Origin of the sequence: Streptomyces sodiiphilus, assembly GCF_039529215.1 — a bacterium.
GTDB classification, from domain to species: domain Bacteria; phylum Actinomycetota; class Actinomycetes; order Streptomycetales; family Streptomycetaceae; genus Streptomyces; species Streptomyces sodiiphilus.
The window spans coordinates 511,518-538,063 of the sequence record NZ_BAAAMJ010000010.1; the positions used below are offsets into that span (position 1 = coordinate 511,518).

22 protein-coding genes are annotated in these 26,546 nt (G+C 74.4%); 15 read left to right on the top strand and 7 right to left on the bottom strand.

What is annotated here, in order from left to right; all coding sequences use genetic code 11:
* Positions 1 to 42 precede the first annotated feature (42 nt).
* The 4 genes from ABD299_RS07440 to ABD299_RS07455 are packed head-to-tail and all read right to left on the bottom strand — an operon-like array spanning position 43 to position 4,045.
* The gene (locus tag ABD299_RS07440) at positions 43 to 807 is read right to left on the bottom strand and encodes a 2-oxo acid dehydrogenase subunit E2 (protein ID WP_344259720.1); all 765 of its coding nucleotides are present in this window, start codon (positions 805 to 807) and stop codon (positions 43 to 45) included.
* The gene (locus ABD299_RS07445; protein WP_344259721.1) at positions 804 to 1,055 is read right to left on the bottom strand and encodes an acyl carrier protein; all 252 of its coding nucleotides are present in this window, start codon (positions 1,053 to 1,055) and stop codon (positions 804 to 806) included. Before ABD299_RS07445 ends, ABD299_RS07440 begins: the two co-directional genes overlap by 4 nt.
* Positions 1,045 to 2,991 carry an HAD-IIIC family phosphatase gene (locus ABD299_RS07450; RefSeq protein WP_344259722.1) on the bottom strand — a complete coding sequence of 649 codons (1,947 nt, stop codon included), beginning with the start codon at positions 2,989 to 2,991 and terminating at the stop codon, positions 1,045 to 1,047. The genes ABD299_RS07445 and ABD299_RS07450 overlap by 11 nt, the downstream gene beginning before the upstream one ends.
* Positions 2,981 to 4,045, bottom strand: coding sequence for a 3-oxoacyl-ACP synthase III family protein (locus tag ABD299_RS07455; protein ID WP_344259723.1), 1,065 nt, complete (start codon positions 4,043 to 4,045; stop codon positions 2,981 to 2,983). Before ABD299_RS07455 ends, ABD299_RS07450 begins: the two co-directional genes overlap by 11 nt.
* Positions 4,046 to 4,422: 377 nt before the next feature.
* On the opposite strand from ABD299_RS07455, the gene ABD299_RS07460 reads away from it, so the two are divergent.
* The 4 genes from ABD299_RS07460 to ABD299_RS07475 are packed head-to-tail and all read left to right on the top strand — an operon-like array spanning position 4,423 to position 10,617.
* Complete coding sequence (locus ABD299_RS07460; protein ID WP_344259724.1) at positions 4,423 to 5,394, top strand: hypothetical protein; 972 nt, start codon at positions 4,423 to 4,425, stop codon at positions 5,392 to 5,394.
* An 8-nt stretch (positions 5,395 to 5,402) separates the two neighbouring features.
* Complete coding sequence (locus ABD299_RS07465) at positions 5,403 to 8,096, top strand: AfsR/SARP family transcriptional regulator (RefSeq protein ID WP_344259725.1); 2,694 nt, start codon at positions 5,403 to 5,405, stop codon at positions 8,094 to 8,096.
* Positions 8,093 to 9,802 (top strand): acyl-CoA dehydrogenase, encoded by a 1,710-nt coding sequence (locus ABD299_RS07470; protein WP_344259726.1) that lies wholly within the window; start codon positions 8,093 to 8,095, stop codon positions 9,800 to 9,802. Before ABD299_RS07465 ends, ABD299_RS07470 begins: the two co-directional genes overlap by 4 nt.
* Complete coding sequence (locus ABD299_RS07475) at positions 9,802 to 10,617, top strand: 4'-phosphopantetheinyl transferase family protein (RefSeq protein ID WP_344259727.1); 816 nt, start codon at positions 9,802 to 9,804, stop codon at positions 10,615 to 10,617. Before ABD299_RS07470 ends, ABD299_RS07475 begins: the two co-directional genes overlap by 1 nt.
* Before the next feature lie 21 nt (positions 10,618 to 10,638).
* Here ABD299_RS07475 and ABD299_RS07480 read toward each other — a convergent pair whose 3' ends face one another.
* Complete coding sequence (locus ABD299_RS07480; protein ID WP_344259728.1) at positions 10,639 to 11,004, bottom strand: DoxX family protein; 366 nt, start codon at positions 11,002 to 11,004, stop codon at positions 10,639 to 10,641.
* A gap of 327 nt (positions 11,005 to 11,331) precedes the next feature.
* On the opposite strand from ABD299_RS07480, the gene ABD299_RS07485 reads away from it, so the two are divergent.
* From ABD299_RS07485 to ABD299_RS07510, 6 genes are all read left to right on the top strand, one after another.
* The gene (locus ABD299_RS07485) at positions 11,332 to 13,569 is read left to right on the top strand and encodes an MMPL family transporter (protein ID WP_344259729.1); all 2,238 of its coding nucleotides are present in this window, start codon (positions 11,332 to 11,334) and stop codon (positions 13,567 to 13,569) included.
* Between the two features lie 168 nt (positions 13,570 to 13,737).
* Entirely contained in the window at positions 13,738 to 14,979 is a 1,242-nt protein-coding gene (locus ABD299_RS07490) for an FAD-dependent monooxygenase (protein WP_344259730.1), read from the top strand.
* A 63-nt stretch (positions 14,980 to 15,042) separates the two neighbouring features.
* Positions 15,043 to 16,077 carry a ketoacyl-ACP synthase III family protein gene (locus ABD299_RS07495; RefSeq protein WP_344259731.1) on the top strand — a complete coding sequence of 345 codons (1,035 nt, stop codon included), beginning with the start codon at positions 15,043 to 15,045 and terminating at the stop codon, positions 16,075 to 16,077.
* Positions 16,078 to 16,698: 621 nt separating this feature from the next.
* Entirely contained in the window at positions 16,699 to 19,107 is a 2,409-nt protein-coding gene (locus ABD299_RS07500; protein WP_344259732.1) for a LuxR C-terminal-related transcriptional regulator, read from the top strand.
* A 9-nt stretch (positions 19,108 to 19,116) separates the two neighbouring features.
* A complete protein-coding gene (locus ABD299_RS07505) occupies positions 19,117 to 20,202 on the top strand; it encodes an AMP-binding protein (protein WP_344259733.1) in 1,086 nt (361 codons plus the stop codon).
* Between the two features lie 52 nt (positions 20,203 to 20,254).
* Entirely contained in the window at positions 20,255 to 20,917 is a 663-nt protein-coding gene (locus ABD299_RS07510; protein WP_344259734.1) for an ATP-binding protein, read from the top strand.
* Positions 20,918 to 21,129: 212 nt separating this feature from the next.
* Here the strand turns inward: ABD299_RS07510 and ABD299_RS07515 are convergent, their stop codons facing one another.
* Complete coding sequence (locus tag ABD299_RS07515; protein WP_344259735.1) at positions 21,130 to 21,894, bottom strand: SigE family RNA polymerase sigma factor; 765 nt, start codon at positions 21,892 to 21,894, stop codon at positions 21,130 to 21,132.
* Positions 21,895 to 22,064: 170 nt separating this feature from the next.
* Here ABD299_RS07515 and ABD299_RS07520 point away from each other — a divergent pair, with 170 nt between their 5' ends.
* The 5 genes from ABD299_RS07520 (at position 22,065) to ABD299_RS07540 (ending at position 26,005) form a co-directional block, all read left to right on the top strand.
* The gene (locus ABD299_RS07520; protein ID WP_344259736.1) at positions 22,065 to 22,742 is read left to right on the top strand and encodes a response regulator; all 678 of its coding nucleotides are present in this window, start codon (positions 22,065 to 22,067) and stop codon (positions 22,740 to 22,742) included.
* On the top strand, positions 22,640 to 24,352 hold the full coding sequence (locus ABD299_RS07525; protein WP_425581278.1) for an ATP-binding protein: 1,713 nt from the start codon (positions 22,640 to 22,642) through the stop codon (positions 24,350 to 24,352). The genes ABD299_RS07520 and ABD299_RS07525 overlap by 103 nt, the downstream gene beginning before the upstream one ends.
* The gene (locus tag ABD299_RS07530; protein ID WP_344259737.1) at positions 24,349 to 24,972 is read left to right on the top strand and encodes a hypothetical protein; all 624 of its coding nucleotides are present in this window, start codon (positions 24,349 to 24,351) and stop codon (positions 24,970 to 24,972) included. Before ABD299_RS07525 ends, ABD299_RS07530 begins: the two co-directional genes overlap by 4 nt.
* A 204-nt stretch (positions 24,973 to 25,176) precedes the next feature.
* Positions 25,177 to 25,743 carry a VanZ family protein gene (locus ABD299_RS07535; protein WP_344259738.1) on the top strand — a complete coding sequence of 189 codons (567 nt, stop codon included), beginning with the start codon at positions 25,177 to 25,179 and terminating at the stop codon, positions 25,741 to 25,743.
* Between the two features lie 58 nt (positions 25,744 to 25,801).
* A complete protein-coding gene (locus tag ABD299_RS07540; protein ID WP_344259739.1) occupies positions 25,802 to 26,005 on the top strand; it encodes a PspC domain-containing protein in 204 nt (67 codons plus the stop codon).
* Positions 26,006 to 26,103: 98 nt separating this feature from the next.
* On the opposite strand, the gene ABD299_RS07545 is transcribed toward ABD299_RS07540, so the two are convergent.
* Positions 26,104 to 26,448: a hypothetical protein gene (locus tag ABD299_RS07545; protein ID WP_344259740.1), complete on the bottom strand. Its 345-nt coding sequence runs from the start codon at positions 26,446 to 26,448 to the stop codon at positions 26,104 to 26,106.
* Positions 26,449 to 26,546 lie beyond the last annotated feature (98 nt).

Here is a 26,546-nt window from a genome sequence, read left to right on the forward strand (position 1 = left end):
GCGCGCGCGGCCGGCGCCGGAGAGCGGGGGAGGCGGCCGGGGTCACGGCGCGCCCCAGTTCTCCAGGCGGTCCTTGACGCGCGCCAGCACCTCCGAGGCGAGCGCGCCGTCGATCACCCGGTGGTCGAAGGCGAGCGAGAGGGTGAAGAGCGGAGCGATGTCCACCCGGCCGTCGCGGACGACGGGGGACTCGGCGATGCGGCCGATGCCGAAGCCCAGCGTTCCGGAGATCATCGGGAAGATGGCGCGGACCGGCTCGTGGCCGACCGAGGTCACCGAGAAGGTGCCCTGGACGGCGGCGCGCCGGACCGGGTCGGCCAGCGCGGCGCGGTAGGCGAGCCGGGCCAGGGGCAGCGGCAGCCGCTGCACGCGCAGCAGTTGCCGGAACGGGCCGCTGTCGTCGACCGGGGCGTTCTTGTAGGTGTCGACGGCCTCCTGGACCTGCTCCGCGGTGAGGTCCTGCGCGGCCCGCACGGTGCCGGCCAGCACGCAGCGCTGCCCGTCGACGGTCTTGTCGAACAGCACCTTGACGTCCACGTCGTCCAGCACCGCCAGCCGCGGCCGCAGCGACCCGCCCTGGAGCAGCGCGCGGGCCTCCGGGTACCCGGCGACGACGTCGGAGGCCGCCTTGACCAGCATGGCGACATAGCCGGCCCGGTTGCCGCCGGCGGCCCGCGCGCGCGTCATCGCGGTCGCGTCGACATCCGCCATCAGGTAGACGTGGCAGGTCTTGCGGGCCCCGCCGTGCAGGAACGTCCAGGTGCCGCGGCGGGCGGCGGGCAGGGGACGCAGGACCGGGGTGCTCATGCCGCGGTCCCGGTCCCGGTGATGGCGTCGGCGACGACGTCCGCCAGTTCGCCCAGGGACGCGGACCCCATGAAGCGTTCGTAGTCCAGGGCGGCGTCCAGTTCCCGCTCCAGGAAGACCAGGACGCGCATCTGGTTGACCGAGTCCCAGCCCTCGATCTCGCCCAGCACGGTCGCGGGGGTCAGCTCGGCGGCATCCACGTCGAGCAGTTGCTCGACGACTTCGGCGACGACGCGGTCAGCGGACATGGAAGACTCCCTCATCGGTGAGGACCCGGATCCACCGGGGCAGCTCGGCGAGCCCGGTCAGGTCGTGGCGGAACGTGGCGGACGGCGGGTCATGGCGCCCGTCGTCCGCGGTGGTGCCGGCGAACCCCAGTCCGGGGTAGAAGCCGGCGAACTTGGCGTTCTTGGCGGTGCGGGTGAAGTGCCCGGTGACGGCCGGTGCGCCGTGGCGCAGGGCGGAGCGCAGCACCAGGCCGACGAGGGCGGCCTCCACGTCGCGGGAGAACACCCGGCAGCTGAGCACGAAGTTGTCGATGGACCAGGCCCCGTCGCTTTCCTCGCTCAGCGCCAGGGCGGCGATCAGGCCGTTGTCGCCGAAGCGGTCGGTGAGCCGCGCGGCGAAGAAGGTGCGGCCCCCGTCGGCGGCGGCCCGGGCGAGGTCCTCGTCGCTGTAGCGCACGCCGGTGAGGTTGAACTGATTGGTCTTGCCGAACAGCTGCACGATGCGGGCGGTGTTGAGCTCACCGGCCGGCTCGACGGTCAGTTCGGAGCCGAGGGAGGTCAGGTAGCCGGTCAGGCTGCCCGATCCGGCCCGCAGCTCCGCCCGCTCGGCGCGCGCCCGGTACATCTCGGTGCGGCCGCGGTCCTCCTCGGTCAGCTCCAGCAGCGCGAAGTCGCCGCGGGCGGCGAGACAGCCGGCGTACCCGGCCGGGTCGGCGGGCAGTTCGACGGTGGCGACCTGCGGCATCAGCTCGCGCATCAGGCCGCGCTCGACCGGGTTGTCGTCCACGAACACCATGGCGTCCGCGCCGATGTTCAGCTCCGCGGCCAGCTCGCGGACGTTGTCCGGCTTGGGGTTCCAGTCGGCCCGCACGGCCACGAAGGACTCCATGCCGAGCACCATCTCCGGGTGGCCCGTGATGGCCTCCCGGGCAGCCTCGGCGTCGTTCTTGGACGCCACCGCCAGCATCACGCCCTGGGCCCTCAGATCCTGTGCCAGCAGCTGGAGTTCCCGGTGCGCGGAGCCGGGGTAGGCGCCGCCGAGACGGAGCGCGCCGACGCCGTCGTCGCCGACGACGCCTCCCCACAGCGTGTTGTCCAGGTCCAGTACGAGGCACTTGGCGGACCGGCCGAGGTCGGCGCGGGCGACGCGGCCCAGCTCCTCGGACCAGGCGAGCAGGAACTCCGGGGCGAAGACGTGGGCCGCCGCGTGCCGCATCCGGTCGTTGCCGAACACGGTCCCGGCCCGGGCGGCCAGGGACTCGTGGGACAGCACCACCGTGCCGGGCTCCTCGGCGGCCAGAGCCGCGATGCCGGCGTTCATCCGCAGCCAGGCGGCCTCGATCCTGGCCTTGGTGCGGTAGTCCACGATCCGGTCCCGGCGCAGCGGGCTCAGCGGCAGCGTGCACAGCACGGGGATGCCCCCCGGGGCTTGCCGCACGGCCCGTACCCACTGCCCGAGTTCGGTGGGGAACGCCGCGCAGCGCTCCTCGACCTCGGCGGCGTCCAGCGGGTTCTTGATCTCCTCGAAGACCGCGCTGTCGTCCAGGAGGCAGGCGGTGACGCGTGGTTCGAGCCCGGACAGCTCCGGCGCCCCGGCCAGGACCTCCAGCCGCCACTGGCCGAAGCCGGCCGACCGGATCTCGGGGAGCATTCCCTCCCTGACCAGGACGGCGGTCAGCAGGTTGGGCAGGGTGTCCAGCGTCGAGCTGCCCAGCAGGGCGATCCGCTGCGGAACGAGCTCCCCCGACGCGGCGAGCTGTTCGCGCCGGCGCGCGGCGCCGAGCAGCGCGCCGGCGGCGTCCAGGTCCAGCGCGCCGTCGATCTCCCGCAGCAGGCCGCGCACCTGCGGCACCTGGTCGGTCAGCCCGCCGCGGCCCAGGGACCGGAGCCTCCGGAGGGGGGAGGCCCCGGCCCCGGAGCGGCCCGCCGGGGGTGTGCGGGCGTCCTCATGCGGCATCGGGGGCCCCCTCGCGGTGGCGCAGGGCCAGTCCGGAGATGATCCACTTGGACGACTCGATGGTGGTGACCAGCACCCGGCCGCCCACGCCGACACCGTCCGCGATCCGCCGCATGGTGCGGTTGAGCTGGATGAAGGGCAGGGCGTTGCCGTTGTTGCCGGTGTCCGCGACGCAGGAGACGGCCTGTTCGGGGGTGACACCCATCTCGGCGCGGATCTTCTCGGCCATGACGCCGTTGAGCTGCGGGGGGAGCACGTGCTCGACGTCGGCGACCCGGCAGCCGGTGACGGCGGCCAGCTCCTCCAGGACCGTGCAGGCCAGTCCGGGCACGTTCGCCTCGATCGCCTTGTAGTCCTCCTCCCCCATCGACTCGCGGACCTCCTTGCCGTCCGGGCCGGTCACCATCGGGGCACCGTCCGCCCCGTACCAGCGCACGAGCTGGGCGGGGGCCCGGCCCTTGCCGACGGTGCGCAGCAGGATGTGGTCGACGACCAGGCCCGGGCCCTCGTCCTCGGCGTCCACCACGGCGGCCCCGGCGCCGTCCCCGAACAGTGCGAAGTTCGCCAGTTCGGCGGGCCGGATACGGCGGATGTCGCGGTCGGCGGGCCACAGTTTGACGACCGAGTCGGCGCCGATCACCAGGCCGCGGCGATGCCCGGCGGCCAGCAGGGCGCGGGCGGTGTACAGGCCGGTGAGGGCCCCCGCGCAGCCGGAGGTGAGCTGGAAGGTCGGGATGTCGTTGATGCCCAGGCGGTCGGCGACGGTGTTGACGGTGGCGGGCATCAGATGGTCGGGCGAGCCGGTGGTGAGCACCAGGAAGTCCAGCGATCCCGGGTCCGCACCGGCCGCCTCCAGCGCCCGCTGCCCGGCGAGGGTGGCCAGGTCACCGGTGTTCTTGGGGACGCCGTCGGAGCTGTCGGGTTCGCAGAAGTACCGGCTGCGGTTGCCGGTCATCCGGTCGAGCCACTTCTCGTGCAGCCCGAAGCGCTCCGCCATGTCCCGGTTGGTGACCGGTTCACCCGGGAGTACTTCGCTGAAGGCGGTGAGTCTCACGGCGTCATGTCCTTCGGTAGCGGCCTGTGGAGTCCGGCAGCTCGCGAAAGCCCCGCGCCGGGCGGGACCTGCCGGTCGCCGGTGAACGTAGGAGGCCGTCCTTGGGCCGGGCTTAACGCACTCGCCCCGCCGCCCGCCCCGGCAGCGCTTCGGCAGCGCTTCGGCGAGGTGGGGCGCGGCCGGCTAGCAGATATCTGCCAGTCGCCCACGGCCTGCCCGGGGGGACTGCCAGCCACTTGTCATTGGAGGGCCGGGCGGGCGTTCCTAGCATGAGAAGCCTTGCCGGCCACAGTCGGCCCCCGGCCGGTGCGGGCCGGGCGAACACCCCCGAATCGCTCAGGCTGTTGAGGCCCATCCCAGCATGAAGGAGGAGTCAGGTGCCTCTGGTATCCCCCGCCCCCCATGACGCCCCGGCACAGGCCGGCCGGGCCCCGTCCCCCTCAGCGGGCCACCCGCGCCCCTCCACCCGTCATCTCGTGCAACGTCCGGTCACCCCGGAGGAGTTCTTTCTCGGCACCACGGTGCGCGGCGAATACCGCTACGTGCTCTCCGACACCCTTCCCGGCGCCGGGCACCAGCCGGCCGAGGGCCACCGCAACCGGATCGACGGACTCGGCTTCGTCAGCGACGCCCTCTACGACGTCGCCCGGTTCGTGGCGCTCCGCCAGCTGGGGCTCTCGCGCCGGACGGCTCCCCGGGTCACCGAGACGTCCGTGGACATCACCGAGGAAGGTCCCTGGCGGCCGGCCGGGCGGCGCGCCTACGCCGTGACGGATCTCGTCTTCCGCGCGCCGGAACGGGACCGCGCCGGCGGGCCACTGGAGTGCACCGCCACCGTCGGCGTCGACGGTGTGCCCTGCGCGACGGCCCGCGCCCGGCTCGACTTCCCCGGCCCGGCCCCGGCCGGCTCGTCCCCTGCGGATTTCCCCGGCTCCGCCCGCGGCCCCGAGCCGCTCGCACCCCACCGGGTGGGGCGGAGCGATCCCCGTGACGTGGTGCTCACCGGCCCGGTGCGCGCCGGGCACGACCGGCTGACGGTGGGCGTGGCACCGCGCCTCGGCGGTCCGCGCCGGGCCGGCGACGCCCCGCTGCTGGCCGCCTCGTGCCAGGCCGCCGTCCTGGCCGCCGCCGAGCTGCGCGGCTTCTCCCCCGCCCACTGCCTGCCGGTGCACTGGTCCGCCTCACTCCACCGGCCCCCGGCCCCCGGGGTGGCGCTGCACTGCCTCGCGGTGCCCGGAGCGGTGGAGCGGGACGGCAGGGACCGTCCGGTGCTCAAGGTGCGGCTGTCCTTCGCTCAGGACGGCTCCGCCCTGGGCAGCGGCTGCGTCACCGTGGTCCAGGACTGGTGAGCGGCGTGATGAGATTCCGCATTCTGGGGCAGCTCCGGTGCGCGCCGGTGACGCCGTCGGCGGGCAAGATGTGCGCGGTGCTCGGCTCCCTGCTCGTCGAGGCCGGGGACGTCGTGGCCACCGACAGCCTGATCGACGAACTGTGGGGCGACCACCCGCCGCGCACCGCGACCACCACCTTGCACGTCTACATCTCCCACCTGCGCAAGCTGCTGGCCGACGACGACGATCCCCAGGGACGCGACCGGCTGGCGACCAGAGCCCCCGGCTATGTCCTGCACACCTCTCCCGGTGAGTTCGACCTGCACCGCTTCGAGGAACTGCGCCGCGCCGGGCAGGAGTTCTACGCGCGTCACGATCACGCGGCGGCCTCGGCCGCCCTGCACGAGGCGCTGGGCCTGTGGACGGGCCCGGCGCTGTCCGGAGTTCCGCGCGGCAGCCGTCTGGAGGCCGCCGCCGACCGGCTGGAACTGCTGCGGCTGGACGCGCTGGAGCAGCGGATCGCGGCCGATCTGTGGCTGGGCCGGCACCGGCAGCTGACCGGCGAACTCGCGGTGCTGGCCCGGGAACACCCGCTCCGGGAGACGCTGCACGCGCATCTCATGGTCGCGCTGTACCGCGCGGACCGGCAGTCCGAGGCGCTGGCCGCCTACGACACCGTGCGGCGCTCACTGGCCGGTGAACTGGGCACCGACCCCGGACCCGCTCTGCGGGAACTGCACCGGCGGATGCTGCGCTCGGAACCGGTCGTGCACGCCGAGGAGGAGCCCGGCGGGCGGCAGAGCGTCACCGTCGCCGGGGCGCCGGCTCCGGTCGTCCGGCTGCCGCGCCCGGACGGGGAGCTGGCGGGCCGCCGGCTTCAGCTGGCGGAGGCGGAGGAGATGCTGCGCGGGACGTCCGCGGACCCGCCGGCGCGGGTGCTGAACATCACCGGCCCGGCCGGATCGGGCAAGACCGCCTTCGCGGTCGGCCTGGCGCACGCCACGGCCGGCATGTTCCCCGGCGGCCGGGTGTTCGCCGCGCTGACCGGCTCCGACGGCCGGGCCCTGACCACGCGCGACGCGCTGCTGCGGGTGCTGCGGCTGGTGCGCCCCGGCCGGGACGCGACGGCGCCCGGTGAGCCGGCCGGTACCGACGAGCTGAGCGATCTGCTGCGGGTCGCGCTGGCTGAGCGGCGGCTGCTGCTGGTCCTGGACCACGCCGCCTCCCCGGCGCAGATCGGCCCGCTGGTCGCCGCCGTGACCCACGGCGCCGTGCTGGTCACCAGCAGAGGGCCGGTGGCGGCCGGTGGCGGGAGCCGGGAGCTGCCGCTGGCGGAGCTGGGGCCCGCCGACTGCGGCGACCTGCTGGCCCGTGCGGCCGGCCGGCGGATCACCGACGACGTCGAGGCCGCCGAGCGCATCGCCCTGCTGTGCGGCCGGCTGCCACTGGTCCTGCGGGCCGCGGCGGCGACGCTGGCCGCCCGCCCGCACTGGACGGCCGCCGCGCTCGCCGGGCGGCTGGCCGACGAGCACACGCGTCTGGATGTCCTGTCGCTCGGCGACCCCGGCCTGCGACCCCGGCTGCTGGCCGGCTACTTCGAGCTGTCCCCGGCCGGGCAGCGGGCGTTCCGGCTGCTGGCGTCGGCACCGGGCCCGGACTTCGCCCCGTGGTGCGCGGCGGCCCTGCTGGACACCTCCGCCGAGCGGGCCGGACACCTGCTGGACCAGCTGGTGCACAGCGGCCTGCTGGCCGTGAGCTGCCCGCCCGGCCGGCCGCCGCGCTACCGCTTCCAGGAACCGTTCCGCGCCCTGGCCGCCGGGCTGGCCGCCGACGAGAGCGGGCCCGTGGTCCGTGCCGCCCAACTGCGGCTGTGCGCCGCGTACCTGGTGCTGGCCCGGTACGCGGAGGCCGCCATGGCGCCGGGGCGCGCCCCGTCCCCCGACGACGCCGCGGCCGGGCCGCCGGTGGAGGTTCCGGGCGGACTGCCGGGCCCCGGCCATCCCGTCGGGGACACACCGCTGCGCTGGTTCCAGGAGGAGAGCACCGCCCTGGCCGGGGCCGTGGAGATGGCCTACGCGGCGGGCGAGTGGCAGGTCACCTGGATGCTGGCGGAGACGCTGACCGGGTACTTCCAGGCCGCCGGCGAGTGGGAGCGCTGGGAGAGCGCCTCCGGCCGCGCGCTGGAGGCCGCCCGGCGCGCCGGGGACCGGGCCGGGGAGGCGCGGGTGCTGTGCTCGCAGGGCGATCTGGCCTGGCAGCGCCACCAGTTCGAGCTGGCCGCCACCCGCTTCGCTCGGGCCGGACGGCGGGCCCGGGAGTCCGCCGACCGCCGAACCGAGGCGCGGGCCATGATCGGGCTGGCCGACGCCGAGGCCGGCAGCGGGCGCACGGCGCAGGCGCGCCGGATCTACGGCAACGCCGCGCTGCTGTGCCGGCTGGCCGACGACCCGCGCGGCCTGAGCGACGCCCTGCGCGGCCAGGCACTGGCCGAACTGCGCTGCGGGGAGACCGAGTCGGCGCTGCGGAGCTTCGCCGAGTGCGGCCGGGTGGCCGACGCGCTGGGCGACCGGCGGTGGAGCGAGTACGCGCGGCGCGCGGCCGACGCCGTCCGTCTGGCACTGGCGGACGGAGGCCCGTTCCCCGGTGATCCCGTGGAGGTGCGGCCCGGGGTGTGGGCCATGGACGAGGCGGCGGCGTACTCCGCGCCGGGTGTGCGGTGACCGCGCCGCCGGCGCCGCTCCTGGCGGCGGACGCCGAGTCGGCCGCCGTGGGCCGGGTGCGGCTGGTCGAACGGCTGCTGGGCGACCCGGAGGACCCGGGCAACGACTGCGGGTACCGGGCCGTCCTGGCCTCCCCCGGTGCCGGTGGTGAGACACCCGCGCCCCTGGGCCGGGCGCTGAGAACGGCGGGGCTGGGCGGCCACTTCGTGCCGGCCGCGCTGGGCGGCTCCCTCGGGCGGCTGGACACCCTGGCCCGGACGCTGCGTCCGGTGTTCCGCCGGGACGTGTCCGCCGGACTGGAGCTGGGCGCGGGCCCGTTCCGCGGTGCCCTGCCGGTGTGGTGCGCCGGATCCGCCGACCGCCGCAGGCGCACCGCCGACCTGCTGCTGGACGGTGGCGGCATCGCGCTGCGGCAGGGCGCCCGCTCGGTGCGGGAGGCCTTCGCGCCGGCCGGCCTGCGGGCCCGCCGGACGGCGTACGGCTTCGAACTGGACGGCGAGTGCGCCGGGCTGAGGGCCGCGCCGGGGACCTCGGCCCTGCTGCTGCACGCCACGGTCGGCCCGGGCCCGGGGGGCGGGCCGACCGTGCTCCTGGCCGACCTGGCCGCGCTGCCCCGCGACCGGCTCACCGTGCGCCCCGACGGCCGGGTGGAGTTCACCGCCTGCCCGCTGCCCGCGGGCAGCGCCGTCGGCGAACCCGGCGGCGGGGCGGAGCTGTTCCTGCGGACGCTGCAGATCTGCGGAAGTGTCGTGGCCTCCATGTCGCTGGGCGCGGCGGACACCTGCCTGCGGCAGGCGGCGGCCCGCGCCCTGGTGCCCCGCGGCCGGCGCAGGGAACCGAGCCCCAAGGAGGCCTCGGCCCTGCTCGGCGGCGCCTTCCTGGACCTGCTGGCGTGCGACTGCCTGGCCCTGGTGGGCACCCGCGCGGTAGGCGTGGTCCCGGACGAGACCAGTGTGCTGTCGGCAGCGGTGCGCTGCGTGGTGCCGGTGCTGCTCGGTGACGCGCTGCGGGACCTGGCGGCCCTGATGGGGCCTCAGTCACTGCGGGAGGACGGGCCGGATCCGCTCTTCGCCCGGCACGCCAGGACGCTGGGCGCCGTCGCCTCCCCCGGCGCCGGGTCGTTCATCGGCCGGGCCGCCGTGCTCCCGCAACTGCCCCGGCTGGCCCGGCAGGCATGGTTCAACGGCCCGCCCGCGCCGGACACGCTCTTCGACCCGGCGGGGGATCTGCCGCCGTTCGCGCCGGAGCGGGTGACGCTGCGCGCCGAACGGGACGGGCTGAGCGCCCTGCTCGGCGGCCCTCGGGACCCCTTCGGCCGCACCGGCGCGGAGCCCGGCAGCCCGCCGGCCGGGCTCCGTGCCCTGTTCCGCGCCGAACTGCGATCCGTCCAGGCGCACTTCGCGGCCGTGCCGGAGGACCACCGCGGGCTGCCGGGCGACCCGCGCAGCCTGGCGCTGGCCGACCGCTACCTGCTGGTCCTCACCGCCGCTGCCTGCCTGGGGTGCTACGAGGCCGTCCGCTCCCGCGGCGGTTTCTGGGCGGACCCGGCCTGGATCACCGGCATCCTGCGGCGGCTCGCCCGGCGGCTGGATCTCCCGGTGGACGACGCCTCGCCCGCCGAGACCGGCCGGGTGCACGACGAGGTGATGCGCCGCTTCCTCACCCGGCGCGGCTTCGACCTGTACGAGACTCCTCTGGAGGGCTGATGCGAACCGGAGACACGCCGCTGCCCGCGGCACGGCGGATCAAGGAGACCGGCACCGGCCGGCAGGCGATGTGCGCGGACCTGGCGCGCACCGGCACCGCGCTGGTGTACACCCGGCTGTCGGACTGGCCGGTGCTCCTTGCGGACGAGCCCGCGATGTGCGAGCTGCTGGGGCACGAGGCGCACCGCTGGGCGGGCCTGCCGCGCACCCCGGTGCGCCGTCGCTTCGCGCTCTCCCGGGTCCTGCTCAAGCACGCCCTGGGGGCGGTGATCGGGGCGCCGGCGGCGCGCATCGAGCTGGCCAAGCGCCCGTCCGGCAGCCCGTACGCGCGCGGCTGCGACCGCGTCGAGGTGAGCCTGAGCCACACCGACGACGTGGTGCTGGTGGGGCTGAGCACGCTGGGGCCCATCGGCGTCGACGTCGAGCGCGGTGACCGCCGGATGGCGCGGGACGCGCTGCTGCGGGAGATCTGCACCCCGGCGGAACTGGCCGCGCTGCGCGGCCTGCCGGACGGCCGGCGGGCCACGGAGCTCATCCGGCTGTGGACGCTGAAGGAGGCGTACAGCAAGGCCGTCGGCCAGGGGCTGCGCTTCCCCTTCCACGAGTTCGGGTTCTCCCCGGGGGAACCCGATCCGTGGCTGTGCGGGCCGGACGGCGAGGCGGCCGGCGGCGGACCGTGGCTGTTCTCCACCCGGGGCATCGAGGGCGAGTTCACGGCCGGTGTCGCCGTGCTCGCCACCGGCCGGGACCACATGCCCGGGGAGGGGCCGCTGGAGCTGCTGGACCTGGAGGCGGCCGGTCTGCTGATGGCCTGAGCCGTCAGGCGGCCGCCCGGCTCAGCCGCTGTCGGCGAGCCGGGTGGCGATGAGGATCACCGCCGCGCTGGTGAACAGCGCATAGGGCACCAGCTCCAGGCCCCGGTCCCCGACGTACAGCTGCCGGATCAGGATGCTGCCGCACAGCAGCACGAACCAGCTCGCACCGGCTACCGCGGCCCAGGGGCGCCAGAAGCCGGCGATCACCCCGGCCACCCCCAGTGCGTCCAGCAGACCGATGGTGACCATCAGCGCCGGGCTCGGCGTGATCCGGGTCAGCTCGGTGAACCGGTCCACCGCCACCTGCAGGACCGGGGTCCAGGTCAGTGCCGCGAGCGAGAACTCGAAGATCAGGAGGGCGGAGACGATGGCGGCGGTGACACGCATGAGCGCTTTCCTTCGCAGGAGGTCCGGTGCGCCGCGGGGAAGCGGCGGGCGGCGGCCACCCGCCCCCGGAAGATCATCCCCGGAACGAGGGCTCGCCGCCAGGGCGTCCGCGGGCGGGATACGGCCGGACCGTCGGCCACTCCGGGCGGTGGCCCGGCCCTCGCGGCGCGGCACCGTCAGGGGTGTTCCGACAGTGCGGCCCGCTCCTAAAGCCGTACTTAAGGTCGGCCGGTCACGCTGCGTCTCGCGCGCGAAGGCGCGTGACGCCCTCGTCCACGACCACCCGCACCGCGGCGGCTTCGCCACCGGTGCTCCAGGAGGACATCCGTGACCACCAAGCCCGGGCTCGCCGTCGCCATCGGCGACTGGAGTGCCCGACACCGGAAGACAGCCGTCCTGGGATGGCTGCTCTTCGTCGTGCTCGCGACCGCGCTCGGCGGTGCGGCGGGCGCCGTCCAGTCCACCGAGGTGCAGAACGGCGTGGGCGAGTCCGGACGCGCCGTCGAGATCCTCGCCGACGCCGGGCTCACCCAGCCGGCGGCCGAGTCCGTCTTTCTGCACAGCGACTCCTTCACCACCGACGACCCGCGGTTCCGCGCCGCGGTCCGGGACGCGGTCGCCGCGGTCGAGGCCAGCGGCGAGGCGACCGGCGTGCACAGCCCCTACGACACCGGGGCGATCTCCGAGGACGGCCGCTCGGCCCTGGTCGACTTCGTCATGACCGGGGACCGCGAGGACGCCGCCGAGCGGGTCGATCCGGTCCTGGAGGCGGTGGCGAAGACCCAGCAGGCCCACCCGGAGCTGCTGATCGAGCCGTTCGGCGAGGCCAGCGGCCAGAAGAACTACAACGACCTGTTCGCCGACGACTTCCAGCGCGCCGAGTGGACCGTCGTACCGCTGGCCCTGGGCATTCTGCTGGTCGTCTTCGGCGCGCTGGTCGCCGCGGTGCTGCCGGTGATCCTGGCGCTGACGGCGTTCATGGGCGCCTTCGGCCTGCTCGCGCTGACCAGCCATGTGCTGCTGCCGACCGACGAGAACGCCGCCGCCGTGATGCTGCTGGTGGGGCTCGCCGTCGGCGTGGACTACTGCCTGTTCTACCTCCGCCGCGAGCGTGAGGAGCGGGCCGCGGGCCACGACAACGCGACGGCCCTGCGGATCGCCGCCGCCACTTCCGGCCACTCGGTGCTGGTCTCCGGGCTGACCGTGATCGTCGCCATGGCCGGGATGTTCCTCACCGGCATCGCCACCTTCAAGGCCATGGGGATGGCGGCCATCATGGTCGTCGTGGTGGCCGTCCTCGGCTCGGTGACCGTGCTGCCCGCGCTGCTGTCCATGCTGGGCGACCGGGTGGGCAAGGGCCGCATCCCGCTGCTGAGCCGCGAGCCGAAGCCGGACCAGGAGGCCGGCAGCCGGATGTGGCGGGCGGTGCTGACCCGGGTGCTGGACCGTCCGCTGCTGGCGGCCGGCCTGGCCACCGCGTTCCTGCTGGCCCTGGCAGCCCCGCTGACCGGCATGCGCACCGCCGAGCTGACGGCGGCCCAGGAACTGCCGCGCGACAACCCGGTGGTGCTGACCGCGGAGCGCATCGAGCAGGCGTTCCCGGGCAGTCCGCTGCCGGCCAGGATCGTGGTGGCGGCCCCCGACGTCGAGGGACCGGCCATGCGGCAGGCCCTGGCGGACTTCGAGCGGGAGGCGCTGGCCACCGGCCGGGTCCACGCGCCGGTCAACGTCTCGCTGCACGCCGGGGAGGGCGTCGCGGTGATCGACGTGTCGCTGGCCGGCGCGGGCACCGACGAGGTGAGCGAGGAAGCGCTGCGCACGCTGCGGGAGACGGTGATTCCGGCGACGCTCGGGGCGGTGGACGGTGCGGAGACCGCGGTGACCGGCGCCACGGCGGTGTCGGTGGACTTCAGCGAGCAGCTGAACCGCAGCGTGATCCCGGTGTTCGCGCTGGTGCTGGCGCTGTCCTTCGTCCTGATGCTGCTCTCCTTCCGGTCGCTGGTCATCTCGGTCACCGCGGTGGCCCTCAACCTGCTCTCGGTCGGCGCCGCGTACGGCGTGCTGGTGCTGATCTTCCAGCACGGGGTGGGCGCCTCGCTGCTGGGCACCTACGCGGTCGGCGCCATCCAGCCCTGGATGCCGCTGTTCCTGTTCGTCATCCTCTTCGGCCTGAGCATGGACTACCACGTGTTCGTGCTGTCCCGGGTCAAGGAGGCCCATGACGCGGGGGCGAGCACCCGGGACTCGATCCAGCGGGGGATCGTGAGCACGGCCGGTGTCGTGACCAGCGCGGCCGTGATCATGGTGGGCATCTTCTCGGTGTTCGGCATGCTCTCGGTGGTGTCGATGAAGCAGATCGGCGTCGGGCTGGCCGCCGCCGTGCTGATCGACGCCACGGTCATCCGCGGCGTGCTGCTCCCGGCGGTGATGGCACTGCTGGGCGAGCGGAACTGGTACCTGCCGCGCTGGATGGAGCGGCTGCCGGACCTGTCGGTGCGGGAGACCGCGCCCGAGCGGCCCGCACCGGCCGCCGTCGAGCCGGAGCGCGAGCCCGTGCGGTCCTGACCTCGCGCGTCACCCGTCGAACGGGTGCGGTGTGCGCCGCCGGGCGCCTGCCGCACCCGTTCCGTGCGCCTGCCGCGGCTTGGGGACCCTTTAGCTCCGTACAAGCCCCGGGTCCTAGCGTCCTTGGCCAGTGAGGCCGCAACCACGCCCCGGGACTCTGGAGTTGCCATGACCATCCCCACCGAGACTGATGTTCTGATCGTCGGCGGCGGGCCGGCCGGCGCGCTGCTGGGGTGCCTGCTGGCCCGCCGCGGCATCGGGGTGCTGGTCGCCGAGAAGCAGACGGAACTCGACCGCGACTTCCGCGGCGAGACGCTCGCCGCGCCCTCCGTCGTCACCCTCCGCAAACTGGGTTTCGGCCCGGCGCTGAGCAGCCACGGCTTCCTGGAGACCGCCGCGGTCTCGATGCGCATGGAGGGCCGCCGGGTGTTCTCCGTGGACTACGGCAAGTTCGGGGTGGACGCGCTGCCGGTGGACATCCCGCAGCCGGCGCTGATCGGCATCTTCAACGAGGAGGCGGCGGGCCTGCCGGGCTACACCCGTGCGGCGGGCACCGCGTGCACCGGCCTGCTCATCGAGGACGGCACCGTCCGGGGCGCGGTCCTCAAGCAGAAGGACGGCACCCGCACCGAGGTCCGGGCACGGCTGGTGGTGGGCGCCGACGGCCGCTTCTCCAAGGTCCGCAAAGAGGCCGGGCTGGCCGCCAGGATCCAGCCGATGGAGCGCGACTTCCTGTCCTTGAAGCTGCCGCGCCCGGCCGGCTGGGGCAACCACGCCGAGCTGATCGTCGACCGCGACAAGCACCTGGTGGTGCTGCCCACCTGGCCGGACTTCCTGCGGGTCGGCCACAACCTGCCCAAGCGGGGCATGGGCGCGCTGCGCAAGGAGGGTTTCGAGGCCTTCCGGGCCGGCATCGCGGCCATCGACCCCCGCCTGGAGCCGCTGATGGAGGAGCACCTGCGCTCCTGGGACGACACCGGCTTCCTGGAGATCTTCACCGCCGAGGTCGACCAGTGGGCCCGCGACGGCCTGATCCTCATCGGTGACGCCTCCCACACCTGCACGCCGATCCTCGGCCAGGGTGTCAACCTCGCCATCCAGGACACCGTCTGCCTGGCCCCGGTCATCGCCCGCGCCCTGGCCGCCACCCCCTCCGGGTCCGTCCCGGCGGCCGAGTTCGACCGGTTCGTCGCCACCCGGCGCAAGCACAAGACGGTGGTCACCCGGTTCCAGCGGATGCAGGAGCGCGCGCTGGCCCAGCACACGCCGATGGGTGTCCGGCTGCGCCGGGCCAGGTTCTCCGTCCTGGACAAGCTGCCGGTGAAGTACGCGGTGTTCGGCAAGGTGATCAACGCCCCGCACCAGGTGGACCCGGCCGACCTCCGGGTACACCTCGCGCACTCCCGGTAACCGCCCGCCCCGCCCACCGGCCGCCGTCGGCGCCGGCCCGCCCGAACCACCCAGGAGTCATCCGTGCGTTGGAATGATCTGTATGTCAGCGGGCTCGGCGCCCACCTGCCGGAGCGGGAGCAGACCGCGGAACAGGCCGTGGCCGCCGGGTTGTACGACGCCGGGCGGGCGGAGGCCAACGGCATCCGCGCGGTGCGCGTGGCCGGACCGGACGAGCCGGGGCCGGTGATGGCCGCCGCGGCGGGCCGGCAGGCGGTCGCCCGTTCCCGGCTGGACCACGACCTGTTCGACCTGGTGCTGCACGGCTCCATGGGGCATCAGGGGCAGGACTTCTGGACCCCGGCGCACTACGTGCAGGGCGAGACGGTCGGCGGCCACGGTCTGGCGGCCGAGGTCCGCCAGGGGGCCAACAGCGGGCTGGCGGCCGTGGAGCTGGCCGCCTCCCACCTGGGTTCCCGGCCCGGGGCCACCGCCGCTCTGGTCACCACCGGCGACGCCTTCGCCCTGCCCTACGTGGACCGCTGGGCCAGCGACGACCAGACGGTCTACGGGGACGGCGCGGGAGCCATGGTGCTCTCCTCCCGGCCCGGCTTCGCCCGGGTCCGCTCCACCGCGAGTCTCTCCGAGCCCTCCCTCGAACCCGCCTACCGGGGCACCCGCTGGACCGCAAGCCCTTGCGAGAGCGGTGGGCCGGCCGACCTGAGCGGGCGCAAGCAGGCCTGGTTCACCCGCCACGAGGGCGCCTACCAGGAGGCGCTGGAGCTGATCGGCCGGCGGTTCGGGCAGGTGCTGGAAAGGGCACTGGACGACGCCGGCACCAAGCTGTCCCGGACCCAGTGGTTCGTGCACGCCAATGTCTCCGAGCAGATCGCCGAGTGGGGCTTCTACCGGCCGCTGGGCCTGGACCGGGCGCGGACGACCTACGACTGGGGCCTGGACTTCGGCCACATGGGCGGCGGCGACCACATCATCGGCCTGAATCATCTCTTCGAGAGCGGCCGTCCGCGCCCCGGTGACCTGGTGGTCACCGTCGGAGTCGGCCCGGGCTTCCTGTGGACCGCGATGGTCCTGGAGGTGCTGCGCGCTCCGGCGTGGTGAGGACGGCCGGCGGCGGCCCGGACCGGCGCGTTCCGGAAACCACCGGTAATTCCTTCCGGAAACCGGCGGACTTCCCGAATGCACCGGCCCCGGGCTGGTGGAATTGCGTCCTTTACCCCGGGAAACTGCTTGCTACTCCCGGGGCGGTGAATGTCTCCGGCGGGCCGTTCCGGGTGACCGGAGAGACGTGGAGAATGGCGCGAACATTCCGTTTCATTCACCGCGACGACACCGGAGGGACGACCGCAGGACAGCCGGTGGCACGCCGCGCACGGCGCAAGATCTACTGGCCAACCCCTGTCACCTTCACCAGACTTGAGTGAACGGACTGTGCCACCGGACACCCGGCCCGACTGCCGGCGGCATATCGTCCACACGCCCCGCCCCCGGCCGGGGGCGCCGGAAGAGGCCCCACAGGAACGAGATCCGAGCACTGACCTGCACCGATCCCGCATATCAACTGGTCTGGTCCACTCCTCTTCCTGTTGACATCCAGGTTAATACCGGGGTCACCACCTCCCGTCGCCCCCGGGAACTGCGTTACCCTGACACCGATTCGGCCCGGGCGTGCACCAGCGCCGCACGAAGAAGGTGGCCAACTCAAGACCGGGGGTCCAGAACATGCACTCGGCTGCGGAACTGTCACCCATCGGGGAATCCCACCGCGCCGCGGGGAGTCGCCGAAGACATCCGGCAGTATCGCCCGAACCGCCCGAACCGCCCGGCCGGCCGGCGCGCAGCGGCCTCATCGGCCGCGAGACCGAACTCGCCACCCTGCTGGGCCTGCTCTACGACCCGACCGTCCGCATACTGACCATCACCGGCGCGGCAGGAGTCGGCAAGAGCCGGCTGGCCCGCGCCGCCGCCGCCCAGCGCAGCCCTCTCGGCCACGACCTGTCCGCCACGGTGGACCTGAGCTCCTGCGACAACGCCGACGACGCCTGGCGCAGGATCGCCGGGGTCCTGGACGCGCCCCTCGCCGAGTGGGACCGGGCCGACGCCGACCGGCTGGCGGAGCACATCGGCGACCGTGCCGTGCTGCTGCTCCTGGACAACTGTGATCTCGTCGCCTCCGGTCTGTCCCTCGGTATCGCGCACCTCTCGGCGTACTGCCCGGGCCTGCGCGTCGTCCTCACCAGCCGGGTCTCGCTCGACATCTACGACGAACGGCTCTTCCCGCTGCGCCCCCTCCCCGCGGCGGCCCCCGGCTCGTCCCACCTGGCCAACCCGGAGTCCCCCGCGGTACGGCTGTTCGTGGAACGAGTGCGCGCCCAGCGCCCGGACTACTCGCTGCTGGACGACGACCTGGAGATCATCACCGAGGTCTGCGTCGCCCTGGACGGCCTCCCGCTCGCCATCGAACTGAGCGCCGGTGCCGTGGCCATGCTCGGCCCCCGCGCCCTGCTCACCCGGCTGCGCGACGGCGAGTGGCCGGCCAGCAGCCGGCTGCTGGACCTGCCCGCCAGGCACCGCACCGTGACCGCCTGCCTCTCCTGGGGAGACCGGGTGCTCTCGCCCGAGCACCGCCGCTTCCTCCAGCAACTGTGCGTATGCCAGGGCACCTTCGACATCGCCACCGCCCAGCACCTGACCGGCCTCGACCTGGGCACGATCATGAGCAACCTGGAGACCCTGGTGCACATGAGCCTGCTCCAGCGCTCCGAACAGCCCGGCGGCGACGTCACGTTCCGGATGCTCAGCATGATCCGCAGCTACTACCTGCATCACCAGCAGATGGACGCCGGGGAGCTGGCGCGCGTCCGCGACCGGCACGCCGCTCACTTCGCCGGGGCCGCCGCCGCGGCCGCGGAGCAGCTGCACGGCCCGGACCAGGGACAGCGACTGACGGCCATCCGGCTACGGCTGGACGACTACCGCGCGGCCGTGGCCCACCTGCAGAGCCGCGGGGACCACCCGGCCGCTGCCCGGATGCTGGTCTCGACAAGCACCGCGCTGGAGGACTGCCACCACCTGCCGGAGTCCCTGTCCCGCCTGTTGGAGGCGATCCGGGGGCTGGAGAGCACCCCCCGGCGCGACGACGGCGACCACCGCCCGCTGCTGGCCCGCGCCCTGGAGACGGCGGGGGCGTGGTCGCTGGCGGCCGGGGACCTGCCCGGCGCCGGGGACCTGCTGCGCCGGGCCGCGGTCCAGTGGCAAGGCCTGCACGACCGGCCGGGAGCCGCCCGGGTGGCCGCGCATCTGGCCGAGACGGCCAGGCTGGCCGGCGATCCGCTCTCTGCGACAGCCCTGGCCACCACCGCCGTTGCCGAACTGGACCTGCTCGGGGAGCGCCGGGCCGCGGTCACCGCACGGCGCACCCTGGCGCTCGCGGAGGCGGCCCGGGACCAGCCGCACGCCGAGGCGCACCTGCTGCACGCGGTGGAGGAGGCCCGGAAGGTCTGCGGCCGGCGGGCGCTGGCCGCGGCGCTCACCGACCTGGCCCGGCTCCTGCTGGACGCCGGCAGGCCGGGGCAGGCGCACACCGCCGTCCGGGAGGCCATGGAACTGCTGCGCGGGACGGGAGGGCCCCGGCACCTGGCCCGCGCCCTGGAGACCGCCGCCCGCGTCCTGCCCCATCTGGGCAAGGGGCAGCAGCACCGGGCCGCACGGCTGCTGCTGGCGACCGGGGCGATGCGCGCCCGCCACGGCCTGCCCCAGCCGGAGGACGCCCCGCAGCTCGAGAAGCTCATGACCCGGATGCGGGTGTCACTGGGCGACGGCACCCTCACCGAGCTGCGCCGCCAGGTGCACCACACCTCGCCGATGGCCGCCCTCAACGACGCGCTCTCCGCGCCGCCCACCGCGCTACGCGCGTCACCCCCGGAGGACAAGGACGTCCTGCGCGTCCTGACCCCGCGCCAGACCCAGATCGCCCGCATGGTCGCCGACGGTCTGACGAACCGTCAGATCGCGCACGCCCTGGACCTGTCCGAGTGGACAGTGATCAATCACCTGCGTCAGGTGATGCAGAAGCTCGACTGCCCCTCCCGGGTCCATGTCGCCTGTCTCGTCCAGCAAGCCACCTCCTAGGAGCCCGCCATGGCCGAACGCACCGTCACCCTCACGGGCTGCCACCGGCTGACCTCGCTGGCGGAGGGCGAGACGATCATCACCGTGCTCTACCGGGTCGCCTCGGCAGTGCCGCACCGTCCGGCACTGCTGACCCGGGGGTTCGGCAGGTCCCGGACCAAGCAGATCTCCTACGCCCAGCTCCTGGAGCACGTCGAGCGGGTCGCGGAGGTCCTGACCCTGTGCGGTGTGCGGCGCGGCGAGACCATCGCCCTGCAGGTGCCCAACTGCTGGGGCAGCGCCGCCCTGATGCTGGCCTGCTTCCGGATCGGCGCGGTCGTGGTGCCCGTGCACCCCGGCGTCGACGAGGACGGCCTGGAGCGGGTGCTCGCCGGCACCGGCGCGTGCGCCTGCGTGGTGTTCGACACCTATCTCGGGCAGCGCAACGCCGAGCGGCTGCTGACCGTCTCGGAACGCCTCCCGGCCCTGCGCCACCGGATCGTGCTCGGCGACGCGGCGGCCACCGGCGCCCTCGACTTCGACCAGCTCTACCGCGACCGGGCGGGACTGTGGCTCCCCGAGGGCGAGCGGCTGGGGCCGCCGCCCCGCGACACCGACGGCCCGTGCCTGTCCGTCCCGGCGATCGGCCCCACCTCGGTCACCCTGACCCACTACCGCCACTGGGACCTGTGCGCGGACGCGTTCCTGTCCATGCACGCACTCGCAGATGTCCTCGCCGGCCGGGACAAGCGGCCCCTCCAGCCCCCGGGGGAGGTCTTCGGCACCTCCTACCCCATCACCGAACCGTCCGGCCTGATGCCGCTGCTCTGGCAGCCTCTCCTGACCGGCGGCACCGGTGTGAGCACCGACAGATGGGCCCCGGACGAGTGCCTGGATCTGTTCGGCGAGGCCGGAGTGACCATGATGCTCTGCCCCGCGGAGCACTGGGAGCAACTCCTGGAGGAACAGCGGCTGCGCCCCCGCCCCCTCCCTCATCTGCACACCGCCGCCCTGCACACCACCGCGGTCCCCCCGGAACTGGCAGCCGGCGTCGAGGAGGCCTTCGGCGTGCCCCTGCGGCCGATGCCGTTCCAGCAGGCCGCCGGGGACCGCTGATACCGCCCCCGCCCACCGGTACCGGCCCCGGCATGCGGGAGAATGCCTTTCCGTGACGTCCAGCTCCTCCCAGGCCCGCGTGATCCTGCTGACCGGCCCGTCCGGGTCCGGCAAGTCCCGTCTCGCCGCCGCCTCGGACCTGCCGGTGCTGCGACTGGACGACTTCTACAAGGAGGCCGGCGACCCCGGTCTCCCGACGGTCCCCGGCTCCACCGCCACAGACTGGGACGCCCCCGGCTCCTGGGACGCGGACGCCGCGGTGGCCGCCGTCCGCGCCCTGTGCGCCGACGGCAGCACCACCACACCTGTTTACGACATCCCCTCCAGCACCCGGTGCGGCACGGAGCGCCTCGACCTGGCGGGCTCGCCGCTGTTCGTGGCCGAGGGCATCTTCGCCGCCGAGATCGCCGGACGGTGCGCGCGCCTGGGGCTGGTCGCCGACGTCCTGTGCCTGCGCAACCGGCCGCTGACCACCTTCCGCCGCCGACTGCTGCGCGACCTGCGCGAGGGCCGCAAGTCCTGGCCCGTGCTGGTGCGGCGCGGCTGGAAGCTGCTGCGGGCCGAACGCGGCCTCGTGGACCGCCACGTGGCACTGGGCGCGCACCCGTGCCGCAGGGACGAGGCACTGGCACGGATCGCCGCGCTGCGCACCGGGGAACACGCCCCCACCGCCCCCGTGATCCCCCGGCCCGGGCGTCCGGCACACCTTCGCTGACCGGCACCGGGGCCGGACGACGACGAGGGCCCGGAGCCGCCTCCCCCGGCGGTCCGGACCCTCGCGGTTCCCCGTTTCCCCTGCTTCCCCCGGTCCCCCCGCGGGTCCCCCTCACCACCCCCCGGTGGCGCCCCCGTTCCCTTCCCCTCGGGCACCCTCTCCCCCGCGGGTTCTCCCCCGCGGGTCCTCCCCCGCGGGTCCTCCCCCGCGGGTCAGGCGACCAGCTCGCCGAAGGACGCCTTCTCGTCCCTGCCGAGTCCGAGCGCCCGGTCCTCACGCAGCCGGCGCAGCGTGCGCCATATGCTGCTCTTGACGGTGCCGACGCTGATGTTCAGCGTCTCGGCGATCTCCGGGTCGGTACGCCCCTCGTAGTAGCGGAGCACCAGCATGGTGCGCTGCTGTTCGGGCAGCCTGGCCAGCGCCTGCCACAGCACGGCCCGCAGTTCGGTCCCGCGCATGGTGTCCTGCTCGGCGGGCGCCTCCGGCAGCTCCTCGGTCGGGTACTCGCTGAGCTTGCGCCGGCGCCAGGCGCTGATGTGCAGATTGGTCATGGTGCGGCGCAGGTAGCCGCCCACCGCCGCCTTGTCGCTGATCCGGTCCCAGGCCCGGTAGGTGGACAGCAGCGCGCTCTGCAGCAGGTCCTCCGCCTCGTGCCGGTCGCCGGTCAGGTGGTAGGCGGTGGCGTACAGGGAGGCGCGACGCTCCCGCACGTAGGCGGTGAACTCCGCCTCCGTGCCGGCCCCCTCGCGCCGCGCCGCCCCCGCGGCCTCCCCGTACGTCCCCCCCTGCCGGTGCGTGCCGGAGCCCCCGCTCAGCACAGCCAGCCGCACCGGCCTCGGGTGTCCGGTGCCGCGCTGACCCCCAGGCCTGTTCGCCGCACCGGACTTCTCCGCGCAGCGGACGGGAACCACCACGGCGCGCGGGCGCGTCGTACCGGGTGCCGCGGCCGTGGTGCCGGCGGTGTGCGGTGCGCTCATGCCGCTCCCCCCATCGTGGAGTCGTCCGTGCGAGGTCTTCGGGGAACACACTGCACGCCCAGTTTCATCACCGGGTCCGCCGTCTGTCACAGCGGTGTCACAGCGGATGTCCGTGATGCCCGGGAACAGGCGGTCGAAGTACCGCGGCCCGATAGGACACAATGAGCCGCGTGGCTTTCCTGTTGCTGATCGAGGACGACGAGGCGGTGCGCACCGCCCTGGAGATGGGCCTGACCCGCCAGGGCCATCGGGTGGCGACCGCCGCGACGGGTGAGGACGGCCTGAGACTGCTGCGCGAGCAGCGACCCGACCTCATCGTGCTGGACGTCATGCTTCCGGGCATCGACGGCTTCGAGGTCTGCCGCCGGATCCGGCGCACGGACCAGCTTCCGATCATCCTGCTCACCGCGCGCAGCGACGACATCGACGTGGTCGTGGGGCTGGAGTCCGGGGCGGACGACTACGTGGTCAAACCGGTGCAGGGCAGGGTGCTCGACGCCCGCATCCGCGCGGTCATGCGGCGCGGCGAGCGCGAGTCCAACGACTCTGCGACCTTCGGGGCCATCGTCATCGACCGGGCGGCGATGACCGTCACCAAGAACGGCGAGGACCTCCAGCTCACCCCGACCGAGCTGCGCCTGCTGCTGGAGCTGAGCCGCCGGCCGGGCCAGGCCCTGTCCCGGCAGCAGCTGTTGCGGCTGGTCTGGGAGCACGACTACCTGGGCGACTCCCGGCTGGTGGACGCCTGCGTCCAGCGGCTGCGGGCGAAGGTCGAGGACGTGCCGTCCTCACCGAAGCTCATCCGCACGGTGCGCGGGGTGGGCTACCGGCTGGACGCCCCGTCGTGACCCCGGCCGCGGGCCGCGAGGACGCCGCCGCGGACCGCGGAAACGGCCCGGAGGACGGCCCCCGCGGCGGGCCGGTGAGGGGCGGCAGGCTGCGCGCGCTGTGGCGCCCGGCCGGTCTGCGGATGCGCCTGGTGGTGGTGTTCGCACTGGTGGCGCTGCTGGCGGCGGTGTCGGTGTCCGGCATCGCGTACTGGCTCAACCGCGACGCGGTGCTCACCCGGGCGCAGAACGCGGCCCTGAAGGACTTCCGCAAGTCGCTGGGCGACCACAGCGGGCGGCTGCCGGAGAACCCCAGCTGCGCCCAGCTGCGGGCGACCGCCGCGGCGATGGCCCGCAGCACGCAGAACTACCAGGTGGTGCTGGTCGACGACAGCCCGTCGGGCGAGCGGTGCGCGGAGGCGTCCGACCCGTCCGTCTTCCGGCTGGAGATGGTTCCCGCCTCGCTGACCGAGGCGGTGCACCAGCGGCGGGACGAGGGGCCGGACGACGACGCCGCCCCCTACCACCTGTACTGGCAGCGGGTCGTGCGCGGCGACGACCCGTACCTGATAGGCGGCGCCCAGGTCATCGAGGAGGGCCCAACCGGCTACATGCTGGCCTCCCTCGCCCCCGAGCGGGACGACCTCAACTCGCTGGCCTGGTCACTGGGCATCGCCACCATGCTGGCCCTGGTCGGTTCGGTGCTGCTGGCCCAGGCCGCCGCCGCGACGGTGCTGCGCCCGGTGCAGCGGCTCAGCAACGCCGCACGGGCGCTCGGCCAGGGCGAGCTGGAGACCCGGCTGCCGGTCCGCGGCAGCGACGAACTGGCCGAGCTGACCAGGACGTTCAACGGCACCGCGGAGGCTCTGGAGCAGCGGGTCGCCGATCTCAGCGCACGGGAGGCGGCCAGCCGGCGGTTCGTGGCGGACATGTCGCACGAGCTGCGCACCCCGATGACCGCGATCACCGCGATGACCGAGGTCCTGGAGGACGAGGTGGACAACCTCGACCCCATGATCGCGCCCGCCGTCCAGCTCGTGGTGAGCGAGACACGGCGGCTGAACAACCTGGTGGAGAACCTCATGGAGGTCACCAGGTTCGACGCGGGCACGGCCCGCATGGTGCGGGACGACGTGGACATCGCCGACCAGGTCACGGCCTGCATCGACGCCCGGGCCTGGCTGGACGCGGTGGAACTGGACGCCGAACGCGGCATCGTGGCCCGCCTGGACCCCCGGCGGCTCGACGTCATACTGGCCAACCTCATCGGCAACGCGCTCAAGCACGGCGGCTCGCCGGTGCGTGTCCGGATCCGGGAGAGCGGCGGCACGCACGAGGCCGGCGACCAGGTCGTGATCGAGGTGGCGGACCGCGGCCCGGGGATACCGCAGGACGTGCTGCCGCACGTCTTCGACCGGTTCTACAAGGCCAGCGCGTCGCGGCCGCGCTCGGAGGGCAGCGGGCTGGGGCTGTCGATCGCCCTGGAGAACGCGCATCTGCACGGCGGCGACATCACCGCGCGGAACGACCCGGAGGGCGGGGCCGTCTTCACCTTGCGGCTGCCGCGCGGAACCCGTCATCCGGAGGACGGACCGGCCGCCGCGGAGAACGAGGAGAGGGGCGAACCGTGAGCACGCGATCCATACCCGGGGCCACCGCCCGGCGGGCCCGCGCCCTGCTGATGACGGTGGCGGCCGTGTCGCTGGCCGGATGCGGCATCCGGTCCACCGACGTACCCGTGGACGCCGGCCCCGCGCCGTCCCGGGCGACGTGCACCCAGCCGGAGAGCAACGGCGGCGGAGTCCCGGTCTATCTGGTGTGCGGGTCCCGGGTCGAACCCGTGGAACGCCCGGTGGCCCTTCCCGGGCAGCAGGACGACCCGGGGGCTCGGGTGGCGATGGCCCGGGCGCTGCTGGCGGAGCTGCAGACCGAGCCGGAGCAGGAGGAGCGGACGGCGGGCTTCAGCAGCGCGGTGCCCTCCCGGCTGACCGTCAGCGGGCCGGTGGGCGACGATCCGGAGCGGGCGCTGCGGCTCGACCCCGCGCCGGGCGAACTGCCGGCCGTCGCGCTGGTGCAGGTCATCTGCACCTTCGCCGGCGCCCAGCCGATCGGGGACGGCCTGTCGGTGCTGCTGGGCGGCCCGCCGGACGCCCCCGGCTCCGACCCCCACCGCTACAGCTGCTCCACCGGCCTGCGGCACAGCCCCGAGGCCGCCCGGACCGCGGGCGCCGCCTCCGCGCCCGCGTCCTGACCGCACGGCGGGTCTCCCGCGCCGTACGCCCGGTGTCTCCCGTTCCGGTACACCCGGGGGTACATCACACTCCCGGCGGGAACCGCGCCGGAGCCGGGCCGCGTCCCGGTAAGTGTGCAGCAACGAATCGCGGGTGCCTCGGCACCGCTTCTTCCCGGGCCGCCACCGGGCGGGAAGGCCCTCCGCGCACGCGTCCCCCGGCGCGTGCGGATCGCGGCGCTCCTGGTGCTCTGCGGCTACCTCGCACTGGTGGCCTGGCTGGTGCTCCGCCCGCGGGCGGTGCTGTGGGTGCCGCCGGCCAATCTCGAACTGCTGGCCTCCATCCGGGCCGACCTGGCCCGCGGCCCCGGGCACGCCGCGCGGACGATCGGCGCCGATCTGCTGCTGCTCGCCCCGCTGGGCGTGCTGCTTCCGCTGCTGGGGCGCCGGCTGGGCGGCTCCCGGCTCGCGTCGTTCACCCGGACCGTGCTGGCCGGTGCGCTGATCGCGCTGGTGACCGGCCTTGCCCGGCTGTCGGTTCCCAGCCAGGTCGCCGACGTGGACGCGCTGCTGCTGCACACGCTCGGGGTGGCGCTGACGCACCTCTCGCTCTACGGGCTCCTGCGGTCCCGGGCACTGCGCCCGGAGCGCCCGCGCCCGCCCGCGCACCGGGTGGCGCCCCGGCGCAAGACCTTCTCCTCTCGCTCCCCTCAGGGCGGAACCCGGAGATCCTCAGGGGTGGGGATCGCCCCTGGGACCGACGCGCTGCACCGGTCCCTCCCCGTACGGTGAAGGTACGGCTTCCACCGAGCCGCCCGGAACCGTCCGGAACCGAAGGAGTGTGTTCCCCATGGCCACGGTCACGCTGTCCAGGCCCCGCGAGGGCCGCATGATCGGCGGAGTGTGCGCGGGCCTGGCCCGCCGCTTCGGCGTCTCGTCGCGCACGATGCGGATCGTCTTCGTGCTCTCCTGCCTGCTGCCCGGCCCGCAGTTCCTGATCTACCTGGCGCTGTGGATCCTGCTGCCGAACGAGGGCGAGCGCTCCGCCTGGTGAGGCACCGCGCGGCGGCGCGCCCGCGGGCCCGGCGGCCGCCCGCCGGGGCCGCTGCCCCGGGGNCCGGTGCCCGGCCCACCACGCTCGGGGAAGGCCGGTCAGAAACCGAACTGACCCAGCGGCAGGCCGCCCAGCAGGGTCTCCTGGGTGTCCAGCGCCTCGGCCGGGACGCCCAGGTGCTCGGGCAGCGCCGGGAGGGTCTCGTGGCGGTGCGGCATCATGTGGTGCGCGACCGCGGGCAGCGTCATGATGCCGTGGTCGATCGCCATGTCGCCGCTGGTCATGGCCTCGTGGGCGCCCAGCGGCAGCCCGCCGGTGAGCTGCTCGGCCGAACCGAGCGGCGCCAGTTCGTGGTCCGCGGCCGCGGCACCGCCCGCCGCGGTGACGGCGAAGGCGGCGCCCACAGCGGCGGCGCCAAGGGTCTTCACGGTTGCCTGCTTCATCGGATGCAACGTCCTCGTCGGTGGTGGGGGTCGGGGCGGAGGCCGAAGCTAGCCACTGTTCCCCCGGGGACGCAAAGACGCACCGCGGGTCGGCGCGC

Bases quoted from the DNA above. Each gene is read 5' to 3' on its own strand.
- ABD299_RS07540 (WP_344259739.1), top strand. From the start codon at position 25,802: ATGGCCACGGTCACGCTGTCCAGGCCCCGCGAGGGCCGCATGATCGGC.
- ABD299_RS07545 (WP_344259740.1), bottom strand. From the start codon at position 26,448: ATGAAGCAGGCAACCGTGAAGACCCTTGGCGCCGCCGCTGTGGGCGCC.
- ABD299_RS07440 (WP_344259720.1), bottom strand. From the start codon at position 807: ATGAGCACCCCGGTCCTGCGTCCCCTGCCCGCCGCCCGCCGCGGCACC.
- ABD299_RS07505 (WP_344259733.1), top strand. From the start codon at position 19,117: ATGGCCGAACGCACCGTCACCCTCACGGGCTGCCACCGGCTGACCTCG.
- ABD299_RS07500 (WP_344259732.1), top strand. From the start codon at position 16,699: ATGCACTCGGCTGCGGAACTGTCACCCATCGGGGAATCCCACCGCGCC.
- ABD299_RS07465 (WP_344259725.1), top strand. From the start codon at position 5,403: ATGAGATTCCGCATTCTGGGGCAGCTCCGGTGCGCGCCGGTGACGCCG.
- ABD299_RS07450 (WP_344259722.1), bottom strand. From the start codon at position 2,991: ATGCCGCATGAGGACGCCCGCACACCCCCGGCGGGCCGCTCCGGGGCC.
- ABD299_RS07490 (WP_344259730.1), top strand. From the start codon at position 13,738: ATGACCATCCCCACCGAGACTGATGTTCTGATCGTCGGCGGCGGGCCG.
- ABD299_RS07445 (WP_344259721.1), bottom strand. From the start codon at position 1,055: ATGTCCGCTGACCGCGTCGTCGCCGAAGTCGTCGAGCAACTGCTCGAC.
- ABD299_RS07480 (WP_344259728.1), bottom strand. From the start codon at position 11,004: ATGCGTGTCACCGCCGCCATCGTCTCCGCCCTCCTGATCTTCGAGTTC.
- ABD299_RS07475 (WP_344259727.1), top strand. From the start codon at position 9,802: ATGCGAACCGGAGACACGCCGCTGCCCGCGGCACGGCGGATCAAGGAG.
- ABD299_RS07515 (WP_344259735.1), bottom strand. From the start codon at position 21,894: ATGAGCGCACCGCACACCGCCGGCACCACGGCCGCGGCACCCGGTACG.